This window comes from Agromyces solani, assembly GCF_058349925.1.
This window is the reverse complement of sequence record NZ_JBYRER010000002.1, coordinates 448,245-472,183: the sequence shown is the minus strand read 5'-3', so window position 1 is coordinate 472,183 and position 23,939 is coordinate 448,245. Positions and strand designations below refer to the sequence as shown.

Sequence of the window (23,939 nt, the reverse complement as noted above, 5' to 3'; positions counted from 1 at the left end):
CGTCCGAGATTCCGCTGCCCCTCAGAACAGCATCGCCGGGTCGCTCGGCGCGGCGATCTCGAGGGGAAGCTCACCGCCCGCGCGTCGCGCCACCCCGCGCTCGCCGCGCAACGCCGACGAACGCACGCCGCCGGTGACCGGGTCTTCGATGCCGCGAGCCAGGCCGTGCGCGCGGATGAGGGGTTGCATGCGCTGCCCGAGCCAGCGCCGGTACTCCTTCGGTGCGTAGGCGTTGTTGCCGTAGTACATGGACCGGTACCTCGGCACGAGCTCGGGGTGGGTGCGCTCGAGCCACTGCATGAACCACGGTTTCACGGCCCCGCGCAGGTGCAGCGCCGCGTACAGCACGCTCGTGGCGCCGGCGGCCTTCGCCTGTCGGAGCGCCTCGTCGAGGTGGGCGCGCGTGTCGGTGAGATACGGCAGGATCGGCATGAGGAAGACCGCGCAGTCGAGCCCCGCCTCGCGCACGGCGGTGACGGTGGCGAGCCGCGCCCGCGTCGAGGGCGTGCCCGGTTCGATCGACTGCTGCAGCTCGGGGTCGTAGATCGCGATCGACATCGCGAGGTCGACCGGCACGTGCTCGGCGGCCGCCGCGATCTTCGGCAGGTCGCGCCGCAGCAGCGTGCCCTTCGTCAGGATGCTGAAGGGCGTGCCGCTCGCGGTGAGCTCGTCGACGATGCCGGGCATGAGCTCGTACCGCCCCTCGGCCCGCTGGTACGGATCGGTGTTGGTGCCGAGCGCGACCGACTCGTGCCGCCAGGACGGCCGGGCGAGTTCTCGCCGCAGCACTTCGGCGACGTTGACCTTGACGATGATCTGCCGATCGAAGTCGTCGCCCGCGTCGAGGTCGAGGTAGCTGTGCGTCGGGCGAGCGAAGCAATTGTGGCTCACCACGCCGTTCGCGATGAAGTCTCCGGTCGAGGTCGTGATGTCGAGCATCTCGAGTTCGGTGCCGAGAGGTTCGACGGATACGACCCGAAGATCGACGAGCGTCTTCACCGTCGCTCCCGCGAATGCGATCTTCCGACTGATCGCCGGTTGGCTGACTGCGAAGAAGGTGTTGCGTGCGACGAGCCCACCTCGAACGCGGACGTTCGAGACACCGTTCGCGCTCGGCCGCTCTCGCACGTGCGGGACATCGAACATCGAGAGGGCCGCTTCGACCGCAGCGAGGATCCGCTCGTTCGAGTTGCTCACACGAAGCACGCCTCGAGAACATGAGCCTTCGGCGTCGAAAATGCCGCCGAGGTACCCTGCATGCCACTCAGCGCTCGGACCGTCGGGCCAATCGATCAGCGCGCAGATGGCATCGTAGTCCGCCGACTTCGAGGTTCGGATCGCAGACATCGCTCGACGGTTCGCGGTCGAGGGTGCGAACTGGAACGTCGACGTCCGCACCCCGAAATGAGCGAGGTACGCACGGGAACGCGTCAGTGCCTCGTCGTCGGCGAGTGCCAGACGAAAGTGGTGAGCGACGTATGAGCCCCCACGTGTTCGCGGATAGCGCCGTCGGATCATTATGCCGTCGCCACGAATCATTCCCGTCAGATACCCGCGCCGGTAGTCGTCGGACATCGTCGATGGAATCGGTTTCGCTGTACGGGCCCCGAATCCGATGAGTCGGTTGTTCTCGGTGAGATACGGTCGACGCTCGCCGCCGGCCATCGCCCCGGTGACGTATTTCCATCCGCGATCGGTCAGGAAACGGTGATCAGCACTCGCCACCAACGTGGTGCCGTCGGCGAGACGCACTCGGTACGCAGGCTTGCGCGTCGCCCATCTCGCCAGCACGGTCGTCGGCACATACCGCCGAGAGGCACCGACCTGCATGGTGCCCATCACTTCGTCGCCGATCTCGATCTCGGCCAGCGGTTTGGTACGCCCGTCGGCCATAGTGATGGCGGTCAACGGATCCAGGCAGTAGACGCAGGCGTGGCTGCAGCCCCGGTACGGATTGATGGTCCAGCCGAAGGGCATCATCGACTGGCCCGGCACCCGGTTCAATGCCGACTTGGCGAGGACCTCGTGGAACGTGATGCCCGCGAACTCGGGCGTCTGCACCGAGCGCACGAGGTTGTTGAGCCGCGCGAGGCCGGGCAGCGCGTCGACCTGGTCGACACCCAGCTCCTGCCCGCTCCATCTCACCCGTACATTCGAACATATCTTCGAGTGAAAGCCAAGCGCGTGTCCGAAAAGCTCCGCGCCCGGGCACGAGCGCGGTGGATGCCTCGGGGCCGCGACTCGGACCCGAGGCATCCACCCCCGTCAGCTCACCACGGGCGCCGCAACGGCAGCACCCGCGTGCAACTCGAGCCGCTCCCCCGTCCACCGCCGGCGCAGCCAGCGGTCGTGGCTCGCGATCACCACCGCTCCGGGGTAGCCGCCGAGTGCCTCCTCGAGGTCGGTCGCGAGTGCGAGCGAGAGGTGGTTCGTCGGCTCGTCGAGCAGGAACACGTGCGGCGGCCGCGCGATCACGAGCGCGAGCGCGAGCCGTCGCTGCTGTCCGACCGAGAGCGCCCCCACCGGCCGATCGAGGTCGCGCAGGGCGATGAGCCCCAGGCTCGCGAGCGGCACCTGTTCGGCCCGCCGCTCGCCGAGCACCCGCTCGTACAGGGCGCGGGGGGTCGCCGATGGGTCGGCGAAGCGCACGTCCTGCTCGAGCAGCTGCACGCGCAGACCCTTGCGGCGCCGCAGCGTGCCGCGGTCGGGGGCGAGCTCGCCCGCGAGCACAGCGAGCAGGGTCGATTTGCCCGCGCCGTTCGCACCGGTGACGAGCAGGCGCGCGAGCGGCGCGAGGTTCAGCTCGTCGATGCGCAGGCGCCCCTCGACCACCACCTCGCCGACCTGCACGAGCGAGCCGGCCTCGTCGTCGAGCGCGTGCGACCCCGTCGGGATCCCGGCGAACGCCAGCGGTGCCGGCGGCTTCGGCAGCTGTTCGCGCTCGAGCACCTCGAGGCGTTGCTCGGCGTTGCGCACCCGGCGCGACACGGTGCGGGCGACGTTCTCGCCCTTGAAGTGCCGGATGTACTTGTCGTTGTCGGTGGCGGCCCGCCCGTAGGCGACGTTGCGCGCCGTCTCGGCGACGGCGGCGCGCAGGCGCTTCAGCTCCTCCTGCTCGTCGTCGTACTGGTGCTGCCAGCGCGTGCGCTCATCGGCCTTGACCGCGAGGAACTCGCTGAATCCGCCTCCGAAGACCGTGCCGCCCGACGCGCTCAGCACGTCGCCGCGGTTGACGTTGCGACGGCCGACGCCGTCTCGCCCGCCGCCCTCGGCGGCCGCGTGCGCCGCAGCGATCGCGCCCTGCCGGCCCGGGTCGAGGTCGATCAGGCCCGTCGCGACCCGGTCGAGGAAGGCGCGGTCGTGGCTCGCGAACAACACGGGCCCCCGCCACGCGCGAAGCCGCGACTCGAGGAAGTCGGCCGCGTCGTCGTCGAGGTGGTTCGTGGGCTCGTCGAGCAGCAGCCCCTCGGGCGCGGAGAGCAGCAGCGCCGCGAGGGCGAACCGCGAGCGCTGGCCGCCCGAGAGCTCGTCGATGCGCCGGTCGAGGGAGAGCCCGGCGACGCCGAGCCCCTCGAGCAACTCGTCGCGACGCGACTCGGCCGACCAGACCTCGGCCCGCTCGGCCGCGTCGAGGGCCGCCGAGTACCGCGCCGACGCCGAATCGGCGTCGTCGGCGCCGAGCGCGGCGGCCGCGTCGTCGAGTTCGCGCTCGATCGCACGGACCTCGCTGAGGGCCGCCTCGAGCACGAGCCCGACGCGCTCGTCGGGGGCGAACGGAACCTCCTGTTCGAGGAGGCCCGTGCGGCGCGGCCGCGTCAGCCGGCCCGAGACGGATGCCTCGTCGGGAAGCGCGACGGACGAGGCATCCGTGCCGCCCGCGAGAAGCCGCAGGAGCGTGGACTTGCCCGCCCCGTTCTCGCCGATGAGGCCGACCCGCTGTCCGGGTGCCACGGAGAAGCCGAGATCGGTGAAGATCCGCCGATCGGGATAGGAGACCGAGAGTCCGTCGGCCCGGAGATGGTTGGAGGAGGAAAGTTGTACCGGCATGGGAGACCGCCCTTCGCGGGAAGCCCCCGAACGGTCGTCGCTCTGGCGGCGACAGGCGGTTCGCCCGGTGCACCGGCGACGGGCGACGCTCGCGCGTCGCCCCGCGTGCCGGCCGCGGTCGCGGCGACCGTTCGGAGGCGGAGAGTGGAATCCCGCCGGGCATTGCCGAGATGGGTGCGCACAGCGCCGTCGCGATCGGTGGAGGTTCGTCAACCTCACGAGCACACCCGTTGTCTACGGCGCCTCAGGCGCGGGACGGTGGGATGTACTCACTTCATAGCGGGAACGACCGCTACCAGACGGTCGTTCCCGAATGCAAGGGCAGGGTGATCAGGCCGTGAGGCCCAGCACCTCCGCGGTCGCCTTCAGCGATGCCTCGGCGGCGGCCGGGTCGTCGGAGAGCCGCGTGCCGTAGCTCGGGATCATCTCGCGGAGCTTCGGCTCCCACTCGGCGACGCGGTCGGGGAAGCAGCGGCCGAGCAGGTCGAGCATGATCGGCGCGGCCGTCGAGGCGCCCGGCGAGGCGCCGAGGAGGCCGGCGATCGTGCCGTCGGCGCCCGTGATGACCTCGGTGCCGAACTGCAGCACGCCGCCCTTCTTGCCGTCCTTCTTCATGACCTGCACGCGCTGGCCGGCGGTGATGAGCTCCCAGTCGCCGGTCTTGGCCGTCGGCATGAACTCGCGCAGTGCCTTCATCTTCTTCTCGCGGTTCGCCATGAGCTCGCCGACGAGGTACTTGACGAGGTCGAAGTTCTTGAGGCCCACCTGGATCATCGGCCACAGGTTGTGGAGGCGGATCGAGAACGGCAGGTCGAACCATGTGCTCGTCTTGAGGAACTTCGGCGTGAAGCCCGCGTACGGGCCGAAGAGCAGCGCCGTCTCACCGTCGACGACGCGGGTGTCGAGGTGCGGCACCGACATCGGCGGGGCGCCCACGGCGGCCTTGCCGTAGACCTTGGCCTGGTGCTGGGCGACGATCTTCGGGTCGGTCGTGCGCAGGAACTGGCCCGAGATCGGGAACCCGCCGAAGCCCTTGATCTCGGGGATGCCCGAGTGCTGCAGGAGGGCGAGCGCACCGCCGCCGGCACCGACGAACACGAAGCGCGCGCGCACGGTCTTCGGGGTGTTGCCGACGGTGTGGCGCAGCCGCAGCTTCCAGGTGCCGTCCTTCTGGCGCTTGAGCCAGGTGACCTGGTGGTTCGTCTGGATCGACGCGCCGCGCCGCTCCATGTCCTCCATGAGGTACTTCGTGAGCGCGCCGAAGTCGACGTCGGTGCCCGCCTCGATGCGGGTCGCGGCGACGCGCGCCTTCGGGTTGCGCTTCTTCGCGAGCAGCGGGGTCCACTCGGCGATGCGCTCGAGGTCTTCGGTGTACTCGAGGTCGGGGAAGAGCGGCTGGTCCTTCAGGGCCGCGACCCGCTTGCGCAGGTACTCGATGTTCGCCGCACCGCGCACGAAGGTCATGTGCGGCGTCGAGTTGATGAAGTTGTGCGGCTCGGGCAGCGCGCCCTGCGCGACGAGATAGGCCCAGTACTGGCGGCTGATCTGGAACTGCTCGTTGATCGAGACGGCCTTCGCCGCACTCACCGAGCCGTCGGGGTTCTCGGGCATGTAGTTGAGCTCGCAGAGGGCGGCGTGACCCGTGCCGGCGTTGTTCCACGCGTTCGAGGATTCCTGCGCCACCTCGCCGAGGCGCTCGTAGAGGCGGATCGTCCAATCGGGCTGCAGCTGGGAGATCAGGGAGCCGAGCGTCGCGCTCATGATGCCCCCGCCGATCAGCACGACGTCGACGGTTTCCTCTGAATTCACGGATTCCAGTCTAGATGGGCGCGGAGGGTGCCCTTGACCGCGCTACGCTACGCTGCGCCGTCAGCCGAGCTGCGGCAGCCCCCGCTCGTCGAGCGGCCAGCCGGGGTTGTGGGCGAGCTCCCACAGGTTGCCGTCGGGATCGGCGACGTACCCGCTGTACCCGCCCCACTCGGTCGCGCTGGCGGCCTTCGAGATCGAGCCGCCCGCGAGCACCCAGTCGCCGACCGCGTCGTCGACCTCCTCGCGGGAGCCGAGGTTGATCGCGAGCGCGACGGCGCGGAAACCCGGCGCATTCGCGTGGAACGTCGGCAGGGCCGCGTCCTTCGCGAGTTCGGCCGTCTCCCACAGCGCGACGACTCCGCCCGGCGTCGCGAAGAACGTGATCTCACCGGGCACCGAGGAGCGGGCCTCGTGCCAGCCGAGCCGGTGGTAGAAGGCGGTCGCCGCCTCGACGTCGGCGACGCCGAGCGTGACGAGTGAGAAGCGCTGCGGGATGTTCATGGGGCGAGCGTACGCCCCGGCGCCGACGACGTCACGTGCCGTCCGTCGCCCGAGGCCCCTCCGGGTCAGGCGTCGAGCAGCGCCGCCTCGGCGGCGGTGACGGCCGCGACCGCCGACCGCGCTCGCACGAGCGCGGCGCCGTCGGCGCCCGCCGAGGCGAGGGCGAGCAGCGCCGCCCCGACGATGGGCGCCTCGTCGACGACGCTCACGCGGGCGAGCGGTGCGACCGCCGCGAGATCCGAGCGGATGCCACGGAGCAGGCGTTCGTCGCCCGACCGGGCGATGCCGCCGCCGAGCACGACCGGCACTTCGCGATCGAGCAGCCCGAGGCGCGTGAGGCATGCCCGTGCGAAGTCCGCGAGTTCCGTCGCCTGGCGGTCGACGAGCCCGGTCGCGACGGCGTCACCGGCCCGCGCCGCCTCGAACACCGCGGGGGCGAGGGCGATCAGCTCCGAGGCATCCCGGTCGCCGAAGTGCAGGCCCTCGATCAGCTCGCCGACCGAGCCGACGCCGAGGCGCCGTTCGATCTCGCCGACGAGCGCGGTCGACGGGCCGCGCCCGTCGACCGCGCGGGCGGCGTGCCACAGTGCCGCCTCGCCGAGGCCGGACCCGCCGCCCCAGTCCCCCGACAGCGGGCCGAGCGACGGGAACCGCACCTCGGCACCGTCGGCGCGGAGCCCGATCGCGTTCACGCCCGTGCCGCACACGATCGCGACGGCATCGGGTTCGTCGGTGCCGGCGCGCAGCAGCGCGTACAGGTCGTTGTCGACCGCGAGCGACGCCGCAGCCCAGTGCTGCCGCGCGACGGCCTCCCGGTATCGCTCGATCTCGATCGGCAGGTCGAGACCCGAGAGGTAGAGGCCCGCGTGCGCCACCGGTCGCTCCGCCGCGACCGCCCGCACGAGCGAGTCGACGACTGCGACCGAGGCGTCGAGCCCCTCGAAGTGCGGACTCGAGCCGGAGCCGCGGCGATGCGCGATGACCGTGCCGTCGAGTTCGAGCGCGACGACGTCGGTCTTCGAGCCGCCCCCGTCGACCGCGACGACGACCGGCGCAGGCGCTCCCGCCCCGTTCACGCCCACTCCAGGAAGCCCGCGTTCTCGGCGAGCAGCAGGTCGGTCAACCGCTCGGCACGATCGTGCTGCAGCACGAGCGGGTGCGCTCGCATCGCGCGCAGCACGCGGTCGCGTCCGCCCTGCACCGCCGCGTCGAGCGCGAGACGCTCGTAGCCCGCCACCGCGGAGACGAGTCCCGCGAGGTCGTCGGCGAGCGGCGCGACCGGTTCCGCGACGAATCCCCCGTCGCGGAACACGGCCGGCACCTCGATGACGTGGTCGTCGGGCAGGAACGGCAGCACGCCGTCGTTGCGGAGGTTCACCACGCGCGCCCGGTCGGCGCCGCCGTGGATGGCGGCGAGGAGTTCGATCGCGGCCTCCGAGTAGAACGCGCCGCCCCGGCCCTCGAGCGCGGCGGGCTTGGAATGCTGCGAATCGTCGGCGTAGAGGTCGAGCAGTTCCCGCTCGATCGCCTGCACGGCCTCGGCACGCGTCGGCTCGGCGAGCTGCTCGCGCAGCACCTCGTCGTGGGCGTAGTAATAGCGCAGGTAGTACGAGGGCACGACCCCGAGCTGGGTGAGCAGCCCTGGTGCGAGGTGCACCTCGTCGGCGAGGTCGCCGAGCCGCTCCGCGAGCAGCTCGGGCAGCCGGTCACGGCCGTCGATCGTGACGCTGCGCTCCCACGTGAGGTGGTTGAGTCCGACATGGCCGAGGTGCACCCGGTCGTGTTCGACCCCGTAGAGCGACGCGTACCGGCGCTGGAACCCGATCGCGACGTTGCAGAGGCCGACCGCCCGATGGCCCGCCTCGAGCAGGGCACGGGTGACGATGCCGACGGGGTTCGTGAAGTCGACGATCCACGCGTCGGCCTTCGCATGCCGGCGCACCGCCTCGGCGATGCGCAGCACGACGGGCACGGTGCGCAGCGCCTTCGCGAGTCCGCCGGGGCCCGTCGTCTCCTGGCCGATGCAGCCGACCTCGTGCGGCCACGTCTCGTCGGCGTGACGCGCGTGCTGCCCGCCGACCCGCAATTGCACGAGCACGGCGTCGGCGTCGGCGACACCCGCGACGAGGTCGGTCGTGCCGACGACCCGGGCGGGGTGGCCCGCGTGCGCGAGCATGCGCCGCGACATCCCGGCGACGAGGGCGAGCCGCGACTCGTCGGGATCGACGAGTCGCACCTCTTCGAGCGGGAGCGTCTCGCGCAGGCGGGCGAACCCGTCGATGAGCTCGGGCGTGTAGGTCGAACCACCGCCGACGATGGCGAGTTTCATGGGTCCTCCGGTCATGGGAAGCGAGATTGCGGGAACGGTCGGAGCACCGCCGGACGGCGGGTGTCTCCCTGAGCGGGCGGCGTCGGGGCCGGCCGGGTGCGTCGATGCGGCGCGGCGTCAGGCCGCGCTCGTGATCGCGTCCTCGAGGCGGTCGCGGATGCGGTCGACGAGCAGCTGCCGTGCCCCGAGGAGCACCGGGTGGTCGTCGGTGCCGCTCGTGCGGACGACGAGTCGCGGGTGGGCGGCCGAGTCGATGCGCGCGGCGACGAGTTCGGCGAGCGCCGATCCGCCCTCGCGGGCGGTCGGACCGCCGAGCACGACCATGGCGGGGTCGATCACCGCGAGCAGCGGGGCGATCGCGATGACCGCGCGATCGGCGATGCCGGCGAGCGCGACCGGATCGGACGCGAGGCCCGGCAGCGCGTCGGCGAGCCTCGTGCCGGGCGCTGCGCCGAGCAGGCGGGCGACCGCAGGGCCGCCGAGCAGGTCGGTGAGGTCGTGCGCCTCGGGAGCGATCGCCTCCGCCCCGCGCGAGACCTCGAGGTACCCGATCTCACCGGCGCCCCCGGTCGCGCCGCGGTGCACCACGCCGCCGAGGTCGATGCCGACTCCGAGCCCGTCGCCCATCCAGAACAGCACGAAGCTCGCGACGTCGGTCGCCGCTCCGCCGGCGCGTTCGGCCATGGCCGCGAGGTTCACGTCGTTCTCGATGAGGACGGTGTGCCCGAGGCCCGCTTCGAGCCGCGCCCGCGAGCCCCGCTGCGGCCAGCCGGGCAGCGTGTCGGTGAACGACAGCTCGTCGCCCTCGGCGTCGAACGCCGCCTGCACGCCGACCGCCACGATGCCGACCGTCTCGACGGGGACGCCCGCGGCGCGGCACGCCGCATCGATGGCGCCCGCCACGTCGCCCTCGGGCGTCCGCCCGGAGGCGGCCGTCGGGATCTCGACGACGGGATGCGCGACGTCGGCCGCATCGACGACGACCGCCTCGATCGTGTCGGCGAGCACGCTGATCGCGACGCCCGTCAGCCGGTCGGTGCGCACGCCGTAGCTCACGGCATTCGGCCCCCGGCCGCCCGAGACCTCGCCCACCGCGTGGATGAGCTCGACGCGCTCGAGCCGCGTGATCATCTGCGCGGCCGTCGGCTTCGACATGCCCGAGAGCTCGCCGAGCTGCGCCCGGGTGAGCGGCCCGTGCTCGAGGAGGAGCCGGAAGGCGGTGCGGTCGTTGTGCGCGCGCAACCAGGTGGGCGTGCCCGGATCGATCCGGTTCATCGGCGCCGCACCTCCCCCGTCGATCCCGCCGGCCGTGACGGTCGCGTCGGCCGCGACATCCGGCCCGGCTCGACCCACTCTATCTTCAAGGTTTCTTACCGAAATGATGGATCACCCCCCGTTTCTCACCTCGTCGCGGAGCGCGCCGAGCCGTTCGGGATCGGCGGCCGCGTCGAGCAGCGTCTTCGTGTAGTCGTGCCGCGGATGCAGGATGACGTCGTCGGACGGCCCGCGCTCGACGATCTCGCCGCGATACATCACGAGGATCTCGTCGGAGAAGTGCCGGGCGGTCGCGAGGTCGTGCGTGATGTAGAGCACGCCGAGCTGCGATTCGCGCTGGAGGTCGGCGAGGAGGTTCAGCACCCCGAGCCGGATCGAGACGTCGAGCATCGAGACCGGTTCGTCGGCGACGATGAACCGGGCGCCCGGCGCGAGGGCCCGCGCGATCGCGACCCGCTGCCGCTGCCCGCCCGAGAGTTCGTGCGGCCGCCGGTCGGCGAACTGCTCGGCCGGCGAGAGCCTGACCCGCTCGAGGAGCTCGCACGCCCGCTCGCGAGCCTCGTCGGCGGAGAGCCTCGGATGGTGCAGCCGCACCGGCCGCTCGACGTGGTGCAGGATCGTGTGGAACGGGTTCAGCGAGGCGAACGGGTCCTGGAAGACCATCTGCACCTGCCGCCGGTACCGCGCGAGGCTCGTGCCGCGCCCCGTCGTCGGCCGGCCGTCGAGCAGCACCGAGCCCGACGTCGGGGTCTCGAGCTTCGCGAGCATGCGGGCGATCGTCGACTTGCCCGAGCCGCTCTCGCCGACGAGCGCGACCGTCCGGCCGGGTTCGAGCGTGAACGAGACGTCCTTCACGGCGTTGAGGGTCGTGAACGTCACGCCGCGGCGCAGCCGGAAGTCCTTCACGAGATGGCGCGCCTCGAGCCGCTCGGGGCCGTCGAGGTCTTCGATGCGGGTCATGCGGCACCTCCCGCGACGGCGTCGGGTGCGCCGGGCGCGCCCGCGCCGCGGCGCACGAAGTCGCCGCGCTCGCCGCGCAGGCTCGGGAAGCTCGCGAGCAGGCGCTTCGTATAGGGATGCTGCGGATCGCGGTAGATCTCGGCGGCCTCGCCCTGCTCGACGATCTCCCCCTCGAGCATCACGGCGATGCGGTCGCTGATCTCGATGAGCAGCGGCAGGTCGTGCGTGATGAAGATCACGGCGAACCCGAGCCGCTCGCGCAGCCGCATGATCTCGCGGATGATCCCGCGCTGCACGACCACGTCGAGGGCCGTCGTGGGCTCGTCCATGATCATGACCTGCGGGTCGAGGGCGAGCGCCATGGCGATCATGACGCGCTGGCGCATGCCGCCCGACAGCTCGTGCGGGTACGCCGACAGCCGCGACGGGTCGACCCCCACGAGCTCGAGCAGTTCGGCGCTGCGCGCGTCGCGTTCGGCACGGCGCATGCCCGGCCGGTGCGTCGTGAAGACGTCGTGCAGCTGCGCGCGCACGGTCATGACGGGATTCAGCGAGTTCATCGACCCCTGGAAGACCATCGACACCTTGCTCCAGCGGAAGCGGCGGAGGCCCTCGCCCGAGAGCCCGACGACGTCGAGGTCACCGTCGACGTCGTGCAGCACGACCTCGCCGGCGGTCATGAGCGCCGGCGCCTTGAGCAGGCGGTTCAGCCCGTAGGCGAGGGTCGTCTTGCCGCACCCCGACTCGCCCGCGAGTCCGAGGATCTCACCGCGATGCAGCGTCAGGGAGGCGTTGCGCACGGCCTTCACGGGCGGGTCGACCTCGTACTCGATCGAGACGCCGCGGGCGGTCAGCACGGGTTCGGCGCGGTTCATGCGAACGCTCCCGCGTCGGGCACGCCGCGTCCGGCCTTCGCGGCGCGGCGCTGACGGCGGGCCGCCTGCGGTGCGAGCCGAAGCTTCGGGTTCACGACCTCGTCGATCGCGAAGTTGATGAGCGCGAGCCCGGCGCCGAGCAGGGCGATCATCGCCCCCGGCGGAACGAACCACCACCACGCGCCGCTGCCGACGGCCTGGCCGGTCTGCGCGTCGTTGAGCATCGTGCCGAGGGTGATCGACCCCGTCGGCCCGAGGCCGAGGTACGAGAGGCCGGCCTCGCCGAGCACGGCGAAGATGATGCCGAAGATGAACTGCGCGGCGAGCAGCGGCACGAGGTTGGGCAGGATCTCGACGAAGATGACCCGCATCGGGCCCTCGCCGGCCACGCGCGCGGCCGCGACGTACTCACGGGTGCGCAGCGACTTCGACTGCGCCCGCAACACGACCGCCGCGCCCGCCCAGCTCGTGATGCCGAGCACGAGCGCCACGAGCAGCGAACTGCGCGCGAGCGGCCCGAGGCCCTCCGCGCTCTGCACGTAGGCCGCGATCACCATCGCCACGGGCAGGCCGGGGATCACGAGGATGATGTTCGTGAAGAGGGTGAGGATCTCGTCGGTCCAGCCGCCGAAGTACCCGGCGAGCACGCCGAACACGATCGCGAGCACGAGCGAGACGACGCCCGCGACGATGCCGATGAAGAGCGACCCCTGCGTGCCCCACGCGAGCTGCGAGAACACGTCGTAGCCGAGCTTCGTCGTGCCGAGCCAGTGCTCGGGGCTCGGCGGCAGCAGGGCCGGGTTGTCGGAATCGCGGGGCGGCTGGGCGATGAGCGGTCCGAAGAGACCGAACGCCACGATGGCGCCGACGATCACGATGCCCATGATGAGCTTGCCCGAGCGTCGCGGCAGCAGGTGCGCCCAGCTGCCGCGGCGGCGCCCGCGGGCGGCGGCGACCGCGGCGGTCGTGGAGCCGGCGTCGAAGGCCTCCTGCGCCGCGAGGTCGCGCGCCACGGCACGGACGGCCGCGGCCGTCGCCGGCGACTCGGTCGGCGTGTCGGTGAGCCGTTCGGTGGTCTGCGGGTCAGCCATTGTGCCTCGCCCTCGGGTCGATGAAGCCGTAGATGAGGTCCATCGCGAAGTTCGCGACGAGCACCGTGAGCGTGATCACGAGGAACACGCCCTGCATGAGCGCGTAGTCGAGCCCCTGCACCGCCTGGATCATGAGCTTGCCGATGCCCGGATAGCTGAAGACCTGCTCCATGACGATCGAGCCGGCGACCACGAACCCGAGCGCGATGCCGAAGCCCGCGAGGCTCGGGATCATCGCGTTGCGCGACGCGTAGCGGCCGCGGATGCGGCGGGACCTGAGGCCCTTCGCCTCAGCCGTGACGACGTAGTCCTCCGACATCGTCGAGACCATCATGTTGCGCATGCCGAGCAGCCAGCCGCCGACCGACGAGATCACGATGGTCGCCGCGGGCAGGATGGCGTGCTGCACGGCGCTCGCGAAGAACGCCCAGCTCCACTCGGGCCCGGCCGGGAACTCGAACACGTCGTACCCGCCGATGATCGGCAGCAGCCCGAGCTGCACCGAGAACACGGCGACGAGCACGAGCGCGAGCCAGAAGTACGGGATCGACTGGAACACGGTCGTGACGGGCACGAGCTGGTCGAGCCAGGTGCCGCGCTTCCAGCCGACCCAGGCGCCGACGGCGATGCCGATCACGAACGAGATGACGGTCGCGGTGCCGACGAGGATCACGGTCCAGGGCAGCGCGCTCGCGATGAGGTCGGCGACCGACGCCGGGTAACGGGTCGACGAGACGCCGAGGTCGCCCTGGAGGAGGCGGCCCCAGTACGCGACGTACTGGTCCCACAGCGACATCCCCTGCCCCGCGCCGAGGATCGACCGGATCGCCTCCACCGTCTCCTCGGAGAGAGGACGGCCGCCGTTCGCCCGGCGGAGCTTGCCGAGCATGATCGCGGCGGGGTCGCCCGGCAGCAGCCGGGGCAGCAGGAAGTTCAACGAGATCGCGGCCCAGAAGGTGACGAGGTAGAACGCGATCCGACGGACGTAGAACATCAGGTCGCCTCCCCTCGGGCGCGGAGCGGGGATGTCACGGTCGGCCTACTTCTCGGCCGGCTTCAGGTTCGCGAGCACGACGGCCGAGGCGGCCGACAGGTAGGGCAACGGCGCCGCGTAGAGGTCGGACTCATCGGGCCAGCCGGCGAACTTCTCCGTGTTGAAGAAGGCCTGCGAGGCGTTCAGCACCACCGGGATGTACGGCAGGTCGCGGGCGATCTCGGTCTGGATCGCGGCGTACGCAGCCTGCTTCGTCGCGACATCCTGCGTCGCGCCGGCGGCGAGCACCGCCTCGTCGACGACCGGGTTCGAGTACCGCGAGTAGTTCTGCCCGGCGAGCGGGTCCTCGCCGACGGGCGCCGTCGAGGGACCCGCGAAGTACTCGCTGTAGTTCGAGTACGGGTCGGCCACGAGCGACGGGGTGAGGCCGTACATCGCCATCTGGTAATCGCCCGCCGAGATCGGGGTCCAGTACTCGGCGTCCGAGACGGTGCGCGCGTTGATCCGGATGCCGGCCTCGGCCGCCTGCTCCGAGATCAGCTTCGCGGCGTCGTTGTAGTCGGTCCAGCCGTCGGGCGAGAACAGGTCGATCTCGATCGCCGTGCCGCCCTTGCCGTAGAAGCCGTCGGCGTCCTTCGTGTAGCCGGCGGCCTCGAGGATCTCGCCGGCGCCTTCGGCATCGGCCTCCTGCGGGCTCGTCGCGAGCGCGGGGTCGGAGAGCCACTGCTCGTCACGCGGCTGCAGGGTGAACGACGGCGTCGACTCGCCCGCGAGCCCGGCGAACGCCTTCTCGCGGATCGTCGCGCGGTCGATGGCCACGTTGATCGCCTGGCGCACGGCCGGGTCGGTCTGCGGGCCGCTGCAGCCGAGGTCGGCGTTCGAGCAGGTGATCAGCACGGTCGGGTCCTGCTGCTCGTTGAGGGTCGAGATGTCGCCCTCCGAGGTCACCGAGTCGGGGTTCGCGATGAACTGGCCGACCCAGTCGATCTTGCCGGTCGTGAGCAGGTCCTGCGACGACTGGTTCGAGTCGAGGCCGAGGTACTGCACCTGCTTCACGGCGGGAGCCCCGTCGCGGAACAGTTCGTTGGCCTCGACCGTGTAGGCGGCCTCGGTGAACGCCTTGAGCTTGTACGGCCCGGACCCGACCGGCTCCGGGTTCGTCTCGCCCATGAAGTCGTCGATGCCCTCCCAGACGTGCTTCGGCACGATCCAGGTGGAGCCGAGGATGAGCGATGCGGCCGTGAACTTCGGCTCGCTGTAGGTGAGCACGACCGTCGTGTCGTCGACCGCCTCGGAGGAGACGAGCTGCTCGTCGACGTTCGAGCCGTACGTGAAGGTGAACGCGACGTCCTCGGCGGTGAGCGGCTCGCCGTCGTTCCACTTCTGGTCGGGCTTGATCGTGATCGTGAGGGTCTTGCCGTCCTCGCTGTACTCGTAGCTGTCTCCGATGAGCCCGACGGGCGGGTCGGCCGACAACTGGTTGAAGAAGAAGAGCGGCTCGTAGATCGCGCCGTACGTCGCGTGCACGGCGGTGTCGACGGCGAACGGGTTGAAGTTGTTGTTGATGGGCGTCGCGCTGCCGGCCCAGACCCGGAGCACGGCGGTGTCGCCGCCGCCCGAGTCGGACGGCGCGCAACCGGCGAGTGCGAGCGTGACCGCGGCCGCCCCGGCCGCGAGTGCGGCAGCCAGCGAGCGTCTGGTTCGAATCATCGTTCCGTCGTTCCTTTCGTTGCCTCATTGCGTGGAAAGTGCAGTGACGCCGCGAGGTGCAGAAGACGTTGCCGGCGTTACTGGAAATGACCCTAACAGAAAGGAAACAATCCGGAAAGAAGATTTACAGTTAATCCGCGAGGGATGCCTCCGCGCTCGCGCGCCGGCGCCCGCGCGTCGGCCGCGAGTGGCTCAGGCGACGCCGCGACGCGCGCCGTCGGGCCGACGCTCGCGGATGAGCGCCGATTGCGGACTACCGCGCAGCGAGCAGCGCGGCGAGCGCCGGCAGCTGCTCGGGGTCCTCGAGCGCCGACCCCACGGCGACGGTGCGCACACCCCGCGCGAGGAAGCGGCCCGCGTTCGAGGCATCCATGCCGCCGGTCGCGACGAACCGCGCCCCGGGGAACGGCCCGGCCATCGCACCGAACCAGGCGGGGCCGAGCAGGGCGGCGGGGAATGCCTTCAGCCAGGTGAGGCCGAGCGCCATCGCCTGCTGCACCTCGGTGGCGGTGGCGACGCCCGGCAGCGGCGGCAGGCCGGCGTCGAACGAAGCGCGCACGACCCGCTCGTCGAGACCGGGGCTCACGGTGAACGCGGCGCCGGCGGCGGCGGCCTGCTCGACGTGCCGCGGGGTGAGGACGGTGCCCGCGCCGACGATGCGTCCCTCGGCGCGTCCGGCATCGGCGACGGCCGCGAGCGCCGCGACGTCGGCTTCGGACTGGATCGGCAGCTCGACGACGTCGATGCCGAGCGACCAGGCCTGCCGGGCGAGCTCGAGGCTCCGCTCGACGCCGAGGCCGCGGAAGATCGCCATGAGCGGGCGCCCGGCGAGCATGGTGTCGAAGGCGGTGTTGTCGATCGTCATGGCTGCGCCGCTCACGGATGCCGGTGGGGTCGCGGGCGTCGGGCGCACGTCGCGCGGGAAGTCGCTCGTCTCGCCGAGCACGAGCACCGCCCGGTCGTGGCCGGCTCGCAGCCGGCCGGCGGCGTCGCGGCCTTCGAGCAGTGCGGCGAGGTAGCCGGCCGCGAACGCGTCGCCCGCGCCAACGGCTTCGACGACCTCGACTGCATGCGCGGGAACGTGCGACGACTCGTCGACGCCGGCGTCGCCGCGTGCGAACTCGGTCGCACCGACGTCGCCGTCCTTCACCACGAGCCGCGCGGGCCCCGGCAGGAGCCGTCGCACCTCGGCCGGAGTCGCCGTGCCCCAGAGCCGTGCCGCCTCGTCGAGCCCGACGAAGACGAGGTCGGCGGCCATGGCGAGCGCGCGGAGCCGGTCGGCCGCGACGACGCCGTCGGACCAGAGGGCGGGCCGGTGGTTGACGTCGAAGCTCAGGATCGCCGGCGTCGCCGCGACCCGCGCGATCGTCGCGTCGAGCATCGCATCGCAGGCGGGCGAGAGCGCCGCGGTGATGCCGCTCACGTGCACGACGCGCACGCCGTCGAGCGGCAGGCGCTCGACGAAGGCGGGCGACATGCGCGACGCGGCCGACCCGGCGCGGAAGTACTGCACGCCGGAGCCCGGGTCCTTCACGTACAGCCCCGTCGGCGCCTGCGCGTCGCGTTCGACGTGGCGGGTGTCGACGCCGCGTGCCGCGAGCTGCGCGACGAGCCGCCGCCCGAGAGCATCGTCGCCGACCCGGCCGGCCCAGGCCGCGGCGCGGCCGAGCGCGGCGAGGTGCGAGGCGACGTTCGACTCGGCACCGCCCGCGTCGAGGTGGAATTCGGCGGCCCGATCGAGCGGCTCGGCGAGCGCGGGCGTGACGAGCGCCATCGTCTCGCCGATGGCGATGATCTCGGGCGGGGCGGCAGTCACGGGTCTATGCTGACGGGTGTGCAACTGCTGCGCAAACGCGTTGCAGTATTCGCAACAAACTGAAGGAGCGCTCCGGATGACTCGCCTCGCGCCGCTCGCCGAGACCGCCGACGTCCGACTGGGGGCGGGCGACAAGGGGCTGCCCGCCCGTGCCGCCGGTCTCACGGTGCGCGAGTTCCTCGCGACCGCGCCGAGGCTCTCGGAGTTCTGGACGCCGCTGCTCGCCCTCGACCGGGCCGCGCTCGAGCACAACGCCGCGACGATCCAGCACTGGTGCGACGAGCGCGGGCTCGAGCTCATGCCGCACGGCAAGACGACGATGGCGCCGGCGCTGTGGCGCCTGCAGCTCGAGGGCGGCGCGACCGGGCTCACCCTCGCGACGCCCGGCCAGGTGCGCACCGCGCGGTCGTTCGGGGTCCGCTCGATCATGCTCGCGAACGCGCTCGTCTCGCCCGCCGCACTCGCCTGGGTCGCCGCCGAGCAGGCGTCCGACGCCGGATTCGAGTTCTGGTCGTGGGCCGACTCGATCGAGACCGTCGAGGCGATGGAGCGGGGCCTCGCCGCGGCACCCGGCACCCGCTCGCGTCCGCTCGCGGTGCTCGTCGAGCTCGGCGCGGGCGGCGGCCGCACCGGTGCGCGCGGACTCGACGAGGCGATCGCGATCGCCCGCCGCATCGCCGACTCCCCCGCACTGCGGCTCGCCGGCGTCGCCGGCTACGAGGGCAGCCTCGGCCACGACCGCTCGTCGGTCGCCGTCGCGGCCGTGCGCGACTACCTGGCCGACCTGCTCGAGCTCCACGACGAGGTGCGGGCGCTCGCCGACCCGGCCGACGGCCCACTCGTCGTCACCGCGGGCGGCAGCGCCTACCTCGACCTCGTCGCCGACGTGTTCGGCCCCGGGATCGACGTGCACGGCAGCACCCGCGACACCCGGTGGGTGCTGCGCTCGGGCGCCTCGCTCGTGCACGACGACGGCTTCTACCGCGGCATATCCCCCATCGACGCCGAGCTCGTCGCCGCGATGCGGGGTCACGCCCGCGTCGTCTCGCACCCCGAGCCGGGCCTCGCCCTGCTCGACGGCGGCAAGCGCGACCTGCCGTACGACGAGGGGCTGCCGGTGCCGCTCGGCGTCGCCGCGACGCCCGGTGCCGAGCTCCAGCCCCTCGACGAGGCATCCATCACGGCGGTCAACGACCAGCACGCCTACCTTCGCGCCGGCGCCGGCCTCGGCCTGCCGGTCGCGATCGGCGATGTCGTCGCGCTCGGACTCTCGCACCCGTGCACGGCGTTCGACAAGTGGCGGTGGATCCCCGTCGTCGAGCGCGCCGGCAGCGACCTCGTCGTCGACCTCGTGCGCACCTACTTCTGAGGGGCGCGCCATGACCGTACTGATCAGCAACGCGCGTGTCGTCGATGCGGCGGGCGAACGGCCCGGCCTTCACGACGTGCTGCTCGACGAGGGGCGGATCGCGGCCGTGGTCCCGCGCTCCGCGCCACTCGACCGACCCGGGCGGACCGTGGTCGACGCCGGCGGGCGCCTCCTCATGCCCGGATTCGTCGACGCGCACTCGCACGCCGACGCGGCGGTCTTCGACCCCGAGGTGCAGCTCGCGCTCCTCCGGCAGGGCGTCACGACGATCGTCGGCGGACAGGACGGCGTCGGCTTCGCGCCCGGCGACGGGGCCTACGGCAGCGAGTACTTCGCGGCGATCAACGGGCGGCACCCGCACTACCCGGGCGGCGGCATCGCCGACCTGCTCTCCGGCTACGACGGAGCGACAGCGATCAACGTCGCGACCCTCGTACCCGCCGGCACGGTGCGCTTCGCCGTCATGGGGCGCTCGACCGCGGCGCCGAGCACGGCCGAGCTCGACGAGATGCGCGAGCTCGTGGCATCCGGCCTCGCCGACGGCGCCGTCGGCCTGTCGACCGGACTCGACTACGTGCCCGGCGTGTTCGCCGACGCCGCCGAACTCGCCGAGCTCGCACGCCCCGTCGCGGAGGCGGGCGGCGTATACGTCTCGCACCTGCGCGGTGGGTACGAGGCGAACTCGGCCGCCGGCATCGACGAGATCGTCGACATCGCCGCGGCCAGCGGGGTTCGGGTGCACGTGTCGCACTTCCACGCCGAGCCGGCGATCGTGCGCGGCGAGCTCGACCGGCTCGCCGCGGTCGGTGTCGATGCGAGCTTCGACGCCTACCCGTACACGCGCGGCTGCTCGATCCTCGCGATGCCGATCCTGCCCGCATCGCTCACCGTGCGTCCCGCCTCCGAGGTGGTGGGCGTGCTCGCCGACCCGGCGTCGCGGGCGCGACTGCGCGCCGAGTGGTTCCCGACGATCACGGGCTATGCGAGCCTCGGCCCCGAGTGGCCCGGAATGCTGACCCTCGCGCACATCGCCGCCCCCGAGTACGACTGGGCGCACGGGCTCACCCTCGCCGAGGGCGCGGCGCAGGCGAGCGCACGCACCGGCGTCGAAGCCGACGCGATCGACTTCGCGCTCGACGTGCTCGTCGCCTCCCGTCTCGAGGTCAACGTCGTGATGGCGGTGCAGCACGAGCGCAGCGACGCGCAGCTCGCCGAGATCCTCTCGCTGCCCGGAGCGACCGGCGGTTCCGACGGCATCTTCGTGGGCCGGCACCCGCATCCACGGGCGCGCGGCTCGTTCGCCCGGTACCTCTCGCTGCTCGTCCGCGAGCAGGGGGCGATGGGCTGGGCGGATGCCTCGGGCCTGGTCTCGGCGCGGGCCGTGCAGCGCTTCGGGCTCGGCGACCGCGGCGCCGTGCGCGAGGGGGCGATCGCCGACCTCGTGCTCGTCGACGCTTCGCGGGTCAACGCCCGCGCGACGTACGACGCCCCGCTCGGGCTCGCGGAGGGCATCGACGACGTGTTCGTCGCCGGTGTGCCCGTGCTCGCCGGCGGCGAGCTGACGGGGGCGACACCGGGCGTCGGGGTTCGGCGGGCGACCGAGCCTGATCGGGGGCGTGGTCTCGATACGCGTCCTCCTTCGTCGGACGCTACTCGACCGACGGAAGCATCGACGGCAAGGCAGGAGGCGTGACATGTCGCAGAGCGTGACGCGCGCGGCGCGCATCATCGACGCGATCGCGGCCGACCCGCGCACCGTCGCCGAGCTCGCCGAGGAGTTCGGCCTGCACCGCTCGACGATGTTCCGCGAGCTGCAGGCGCTCGAGCAGGTCGGCTGGGTGCGCAAGCGCGGCTCGGGCCGCTACACGCTCGGCACCCACCTCGCGACGCTGTCGAAGCAGGCGCTCGACTCGCTCGACCTGCGCGAGGCCGGTGCGGAGCACGTGCGCCGGCTGCAGCGACGAACCGGCAACACCGTGCACCTCGCCGCGCTCATGGACCGCTCGATCGTCTACGTCGACAAGGCCGAGGACGAGTCGGGGGTGCGCATGTACTCCCGCATCGGCCGCGCCGTGATCCCGTACTGCTCGGCCGTCGGCAAGGCGATCCTCGCCGACCTCGACCGGGCCGGCCGCGACGCCGTGCTCGACGGCGTCGTCTGGGAGCGCTACACCGACCTCACCATCGATTCGCGCGAGCGGCTCGACCGCGAGCTCGCCCTCGTCTCGGCTCGCGGCTACGCGACCGACGACCGCGAGTTCGAGGCCTTCGTGAACTGCATCGCCGTGCCCATCCGCAGTTCGATGGGCATCGTCGGCGCGCTGTCGGTCACGGCCATCCGCATGGTCGCCGACCTCGACAGGCTGAAGGCCGACCTGCCCGCCATGCGGGAGACCGCCGAACTCATCTCCCGCGAGCTCGGCTGACCGGATGCCTCGGGGCCGGCCCGAGGCATCCCCCACGACCACCCACAACAGGAGGAACCATGTCCAAGACCGCCGTCACCCTCTCGAACGCGCCGAAGCCCGCGGGGCCGTACAGCCACGGCGTCGTCGCCAACGGGTTCCTGTACACGGCCGGCTTCGGCCCCCAGGACCCGGCGACGGGCCTCGTCGTCGAGGGCGGCGTCAAGGAGCAGACCCGCCAGGTGCTGCGGAACATCGGCGCCGTGCTCGGCGAGTACGGGCTCACCCACGACGACGTCGTGAAGGTGACCGCCCACCTCGAGGACCTCGACGACTTCGCCGAGTACAACGAGGCCTACGCCGAGTTCTTCACCGAGCCGTACCCCGTGCGCACGACCGTGGGCTCGCGCCTCGCGAACATCCTCGTCGAGATCGACGTCGTCGCCGCGATCCCGCAAGCCTGACCCCCCGGTCGGTCGAGTAGCGACGAAGGAGCGTATCGAGACCACCCCGCAGCCGACGTGTTCTCGATACGCTCCGCTACTCGACCGACGAAGGCGGTTTACGCGATCCCGCCGCCGTCGACGACGAGCGCCGACCCCGTGACGTAGCTCGACTCGTCGCTCGCGAGCCAGACGACGGCCGACGCGATCTCGCGCGGCTCGCCCATGCGGCGCAGCGGCCGGTCGGCGGCCTCGGCGAGGAAGCCGTCCTCGGCCTGACCGAGCTGGCGGGCCTCATCGCGCAGCATCCCGGTGTTCACGTCGCCCGGGTTCACCGAGTTCACGCGGATGCCCTGCGGGCCGTGGTCGATCGCGAGCGCGCGGGTCATGTTGACGACGGCGCCCTTCGAGGCGCAGTACGAGATCGCCTGCCCGCCGCCCTTGAGGCCCCAGCCCGAGCCGGTGTTGACGATCGAACCGCCGCCCGCCGCTTCCATGATCGGCACGACGTGCTTGCACATGAGGAAGATCGAGCGCACGTTCACGCCGAACACGCGGTCCCACTCCTCGACGGTCGTCTCGACGGCGGTCGTGCGGCGGATGATGCCCGCGTTGTTGAAGACGACGTTCACGCCCCCGAACTCGTCGACCACGCTCGCGACGACCCGTTCGATGTCCGCCTCGCTCGAGACATCCGCCCCGATCGCGACGGCGGTGCCGCCGGCCGCGCGGATCTCGTCGGCGACCGCCTGCGCGGCCTCGAGGTTCAGGTCGACGACGGCGACCTTCGCGCCCTCGGCGGCGAGGGCGATCGAGGTCGCGCGGCCGATGCCGCCCGCGCCGCCGGTGACGATGGCCTGCTTGTTCTCAAGGCGCATGGCCTTCTCCTTCGGTGTGGGGGTGGGTGAACGGTCGGTCGAGTAGGGCGGAGTGGTCGTCCGGTCGGTCGAGTAGGGCGGAGCCCGTATCGAGACCATCCGGGTCGTGGTCGGATGCCTCTGCGTCGGGCGCCTGCACAGGGTAGACGCTCGTCGTCGACGGGCCGGTGATCACGCGCGCGAAGCCGGCGAGGCGGGCGTCGACGCGGGAGTCGCCGGTGTCGACGAGCAGGGGGCGCCCGCCGAGGTCGATGAGCTTCTGCTCGGGCGCGACGACCATGAGCGGGTCGTCGTCGAGCAGGCGCAGGACGCGCGCCGAGAGCTGCTGATTGCCGCGGCCGAGCAGGAATCCCTGCCCGCCGATGACGCTCACGACGGCCTTCGCGGGTCCGCGCGAGATCTCGTCGACGAGGTCGCGCTCGCTCGCGCCGGCGCGCACGACTCGACCGTCGAGCACGACGTCGACGCCGAGCGGGGTCTTCCCGACGCCGAGTTCGCGGGCGAGCTCGGCCATCGTGCCGCCCGGGCCGAGCAGGTACCGGATGCCCGGGCGCATCGCGCGGGCGGCCCCGCGCGCCGCTGCGGCGACCGCGGCCTGCTCGCTCGCGGGCGTCGCCGCCTTGCGCGACTGGGTGCGGCCCGCGCGATACGGCACGGGCATGGTGCCGTAGAGCCGCGGCTCGACGCGGGCGCGCCGCATCGCGGCCTCGTCGATGTCGAGCACCTCGCGCTCCTGCACCGGCAGCGGCGTGGATGCCTCGACCCAGGCGGCCGCGAGCGCGCCGGCCGCCCGCGGACTCACGGCGAACACCGGCGAGTACATCTTGACGCCCGCCGGGATGCCGAGCGCGGCGACACCCCCGTCGGTCGAGTAGGCGCGCAGCGCCGTATCGAGACCACTGCTGCGGGTGGTCTCGATACGCGACGACTCCGTCGCCGCTACTCGACCGACCGGCTGCAGTCCCGCGGCGACGTCGCGCGCGGTGCCGTCGCCGCCGGCGAAGAGCACGAGGGTCGCGCCCGCGTCGACGAGCGCGCGCACGGCGGCCGTCGTGTCGGCGGGCGTCGTCGCGAACGCGGATGCCTCGGCGCCGGCCCCGCTCGGCCGGTAGACGACGCGCGGCTCGAGGCCGGCGGCGCGCACCGCGTCCTCCCCCATCGGGCCGGCGGCGGTGACGACGACCGGGCGACCGTCGGTCGAGTAGGCGCGCAGCGCCGTATCGAGACCACCGGCCGGGTTTCGAGACGGTCGCTGCGCTCCCTGCTCAGCCCGCGAGATCGTCGCGACGACCTCGAGCGCGAGCCGTGCGCGCTCGTCGGCGTGCGGGCGGGCGCCGCGCTCGGCGGCCTCCGCCTGCACGTCCGCGCCGTCGGAGCCGGCGAGCCCAGCGGGACCGCCGACCCCGGCGACGGGGTTCACGACGAGGGCGAGCATGC

General features: G+C 72.2%; 19 protein-coding genes. 4 read left to right on the top strand and 15 right to left on the bottom strand.

Going from position 1 to position 23,939, the window contains the following annotated elements:
* Positions 1-21: 21 nt before the first annotated feature.
* The 13 genes from AC3RJ7_RS09930 to AC3RJ7_RS09870 form a co-directional block, all read right to left on the bottom strand.
* Positions 22-2,145 carry an intein-containing Rv2578c family radical SAM protein gene (locus AC3RJ7_RS09930; RefSeq protein ID WP_491455673.1) on the bottom strand — a complete coding sequence of 708 codons (2,124 nt, stop codon included), beginning with the start codon at positions 2,143-2,145 and terminating at the stop codon, positions 22-24.
* 120 nt (positions 2,146-2,265) lie between these two features.
* A complete protein-coding gene (locus tag AC3RJ7_RS09925) occupies positions 2,266-4,047 on the bottom strand; it encodes an ABC-F family ATP-binding cassette domain-containing protein (protein ID WP_491455672.1) in 1,782 nt (593 codons plus the stop codon).
* 330 nt (positions 4,048-4,377) lie between these two features.
* Positions 4,378-5,856 (bottom strand): malate:quinone oxidoreductase, encoded by a 1,479-nt coding sequence (locus AC3RJ7_RS09920; protein WP_491455671.1) that lies wholly within the window; start codon positions 5,854-5,856, stop codon positions 4,378-4,380.
* A 60-nt stretch (positions 5,857-5,916) separates the two neighbouring features.
* A complete protein-coding gene (locus tag AC3RJ7_RS09915; RefSeq protein WP_491455670.1) occupies positions 5,917-6,357 on the bottom strand; it encodes a VOC family protein in 441 nt (146 codons plus the stop codon).
* 65 nt (positions 6,358-6,422) lie between these two features.
* On the bottom strand, positions 6,423-7,433 hold the full coding sequence (locus tag AC3RJ7_RS09910; RefSeq protein WP_491455669.1) for an N-acetylglucosamine kinase: 1,011 nt from the start codon (positions 7,431-7,433) through the stop codon (positions 6,423-6,425).
* Positions 7,430-8,686 (bottom strand): family 4 glycosyl hydrolase, encoded by a 1,257-nt coding sequence (locus AC3RJ7_RS09905; protein WP_491455668.1) that lies wholly within the window; start codon positions 8,684-8,686, stop codon positions 7,430-7,432. Before AC3RJ7_RS09905 ends, AC3RJ7_RS09910 begins: the two co-directional genes overlap by 4 nt.
* 117 nt (positions 8,687-8,803) lie before the next feature.
* Complete coding sequence (locus tag AC3RJ7_RS09900; protein WP_491455667.1) at positions 8,804-9,961, bottom strand: ROK family transcriptional regulator; 1,158 nt, start codon at positions 9,959-9,961, stop codon at positions 8,804-8,806.
* Positions 9,962-10,072: 111 nt separating this feature from the next.
* Positions 10,073-10,921 (bottom strand): ABC transporter ATP-binding protein, encoded by an 849-nt coding sequence (locus AC3RJ7_RS09895; RefSeq protein ID WP_491455666.1) that lies wholly within the window; start codon positions 10,919-10,921, stop codon positions 10,073-10,075.
* Positions 10,918-11,796 carry an ABC transporter ATP-binding protein gene (locus AC3RJ7_RS09890; RefSeq protein WP_491455665.1) on the bottom strand — a complete coding sequence of 293 codons (879 nt, stop codon included), beginning with the start codon at positions 11,794-11,796 and terminating at the stop codon, positions 10,918-10,920. Before AC3RJ7_RS09890 ends, AC3RJ7_RS09895 begins: the two co-directional genes overlap by 4 nt.
* Positions 11,793-12,887 (bottom strand): ABC transporter permease, encoded by a 1,095-nt coding sequence (locus tag AC3RJ7_RS09885; protein WP_491455664.1) that lies wholly within the window; start codon positions 12,885-12,887, stop codon positions 11,793-11,795. The genes AC3RJ7_RS09890 and AC3RJ7_RS09885 overlap by 4 nt, the downstream gene beginning before the upstream one ends.
* Positions 12,880-13,884 carry an ABC transporter permease gene (locus AC3RJ7_RS09880; protein ID WP_491456155.1) on the bottom strand — a complete coding sequence of 335 codons (1,005 nt, stop codon included), beginning with the start codon at positions 13,882-13,884 and terminating at the stop codon, positions 12,880-12,882. Before AC3RJ7_RS09880 ends, AC3RJ7_RS09885 begins: the two co-directional genes overlap by 8 nt.
* Before the next feature lie 42 nt (positions 13,885-13,926).
* Positions 13,927-15,591, bottom strand: a complete 1,665-nt coding sequence (locus tag AC3RJ7_RS09875; protein WP_491455663.1) for an ABC transporter substrate-binding protein — start codon at positions 15,589-15,591, stop codon at positions 13,927-13,929.
* A gap of 253 nt (positions 15,592-15,844) precedes the next feature.
* Positions 15,845-17,407, bottom strand: coding sequence for a PfkB family carbohydrate kinase (locus AC3RJ7_RS09870; RefSeq protein WP_491455662.1), 1,563 nt, complete (start codon positions 17,405-17,407; stop codon positions 15,845-15,847).
* A gap of 76 nt (positions 17,408-17,483) precedes the next feature.
* Between AC3RJ7_RS09870 and AC3RJ7_RS09865 the strand changes: the two genes are divergently transcribed.
* The 4 genes from AC3RJ7_RS09865 to AC3RJ7_RS09850 are packed head-to-tail and all read left to right on the top strand — an operon-like array spanning position 17,484 to position 21,645.
* Complete coding sequence (locus AC3RJ7_RS09865; RefSeq protein WP_491455661.1) at positions 17,484-18,776, top strand: alanine racemase; 1,293 nt, start codon at positions 17,484-17,486, stop codon at positions 18,774-18,776.
* 10 nt (positions 18,777-18,786) lie between these two features.
* A complete protein-coding gene (locus tag AC3RJ7_RS09860) occupies positions 18,787-20,469 on the top strand; it encodes an N-acyl-D-amino-acid deacylase family protein (protein ID WP_491455660.1) in 1,683 nt (560 codons plus the stop codon).
* Between the two features lies 1 nt (position 20,470).
* Positions 20,471-21,202, top strand: coding sequence for an IclR family transcriptional regulator (locus tag AC3RJ7_RS09855; protein WP_491455659.1), 732 nt, complete (start codon positions 20,471-20,473; stop codon positions 21,200-21,202).
* 59 nt (positions 21,203-21,261) lie between these two features.
* The gene (locus tag AC3RJ7_RS09850; protein WP_491455658.1) at positions 21,262-21,645 is read left to right on the top strand and encodes a RidA family protein; all 384 of its coding nucleotides are present in this window, start codon (positions 21,262-21,264) and stop codon (positions 21,643-21,645) included.
* 98 nt (positions 21,646-21,743) lie between these two features.
* Here the strand turns inward: AC3RJ7_RS09850 and AC3RJ7_RS09845 are convergent, their stop codons facing one another.
* Together AC3RJ7_RS09845 and AC3RJ7_RS09840 are read right to left on the bottom strand one after the other, a co-directional pair.
* Complete coding sequence (locus AC3RJ7_RS09845) at positions 21,744-22,502, bottom strand: SDR family NAD(P)-dependent oxidoreductase (protein WP_491455657.1); 759 nt, start codon at positions 22,500-22,502, stop codon at positions 21,744-21,746.
* Positions 22,492-23,937: an ATP-NAD kinase family protein gene (locus AC3RJ7_RS09840; protein WP_491455656.1), complete on the bottom strand. Its 1,446-nt coding sequence runs from the start codon at positions 23,935-23,937 to the stop codon at positions 22,492-22,494. Before AC3RJ7_RS09840 ends, AC3RJ7_RS09845 begins: the two co-directional genes overlap by 11 nt.
* Positions 23,938-23,939: the final 2 nt, after the last annotated feature.

Coding starts and splice junctions, on each gene's coding strand:
- AC3RJ7_RS09840 (WP_491455656.1), bottom strand. CDS start 23,937: ATGCTCGCCCTCGTCGTGAACCCCGTCGCCGGGGTCGGCGGTCCCGCT.
- AC3RJ7_RS09900 (WP_491455667.1), bottom strand. CDS start 9,961: ATGAACCGGATCGATCCGGGCACGCCCACCTGGTTGCGCGCGCACAAC.
- AC3RJ7_RS09885 (WP_491455664.1), bottom strand. CDS start 12,887: ATGGCTGACCCGCAGACCACCGAACGGCTCACCGACACGCCGACCGAG.
- AC3RJ7_RS09850 (WP_491455658.1), top strand. CDS start 21,262: ATGTCCAAGACCGCCGTCACCCTCTCGAACGCGCCGAAGCCCGCGGGG.
- AC3RJ7_RS09895 (WP_491455666.1), bottom strand. CDS start 10,921: ATGACCCGCATCGAAGACCTCGACGGCCCCGAGCGGCTCGAGGCGCGC.
- AC3RJ7_RS09890 (WP_491455665.1), bottom strand. CDS start 11,796: ATGAACCGCGCCGAACCCGTGCTGACCGCCCGCGGCGTCTCGATCGAG.
- AC3RJ7_RS09905 (WP_491455668.1), bottom strand. CDS start 8,686: ATGAAACTCGCCATCGTCGGCGGTGGTTCGACCTACACGCCCGAGCTC.
- AC3RJ7_RS09860 (WP_491455660.1), top strand. CDS start 18,787: ATGACCGTACTGATCAGCAACGCGCGTGTCGTCGATGCGGCGGGCGAA.
- AC3RJ7_RS09865 (WP_491455661.1), top strand. CDS start 17,484: ATGACTCGCCTCGCGCCGCTCGCCGAGACCGCCGACGTCCGACTGGGG.
- AC3RJ7_RS09845 (WP_491455657.1), bottom strand. CDS start 22,502: ATGCGCCTTGAGAACAAGCAGGCCATCGTCACCGGCGGCGCGGGCGGC.
- AC3RJ7_RS09875 (WP_491455663.1), bottom strand. CDS start 15,591: ATGATTCGAACCAGACGCTCGCTGGCTGCCGCACTCGCGGCCGGGGCG.
- AC3RJ7_RS09855 (WP_491455659.1), top strand. CDS start 20,471: ATGTCGCAGAGCGTGACGCGCGCGGCGCGCATCATCGACGCGATCGCG.
- AC3RJ7_RS09915 (WP_491455670.1), bottom strand. CDS start 6,357: ATGAACATCCCGCAGCGCTTCTCACTCGTCACGCTCGGCGTCGCCGAC.
- AC3RJ7_RS09925 (WP_491455672.1), bottom strand. CDS start 4,047: ATGCCGGTACAACTTTCCTCCTCCAACCATCTCCGGGCCGACGGACTC.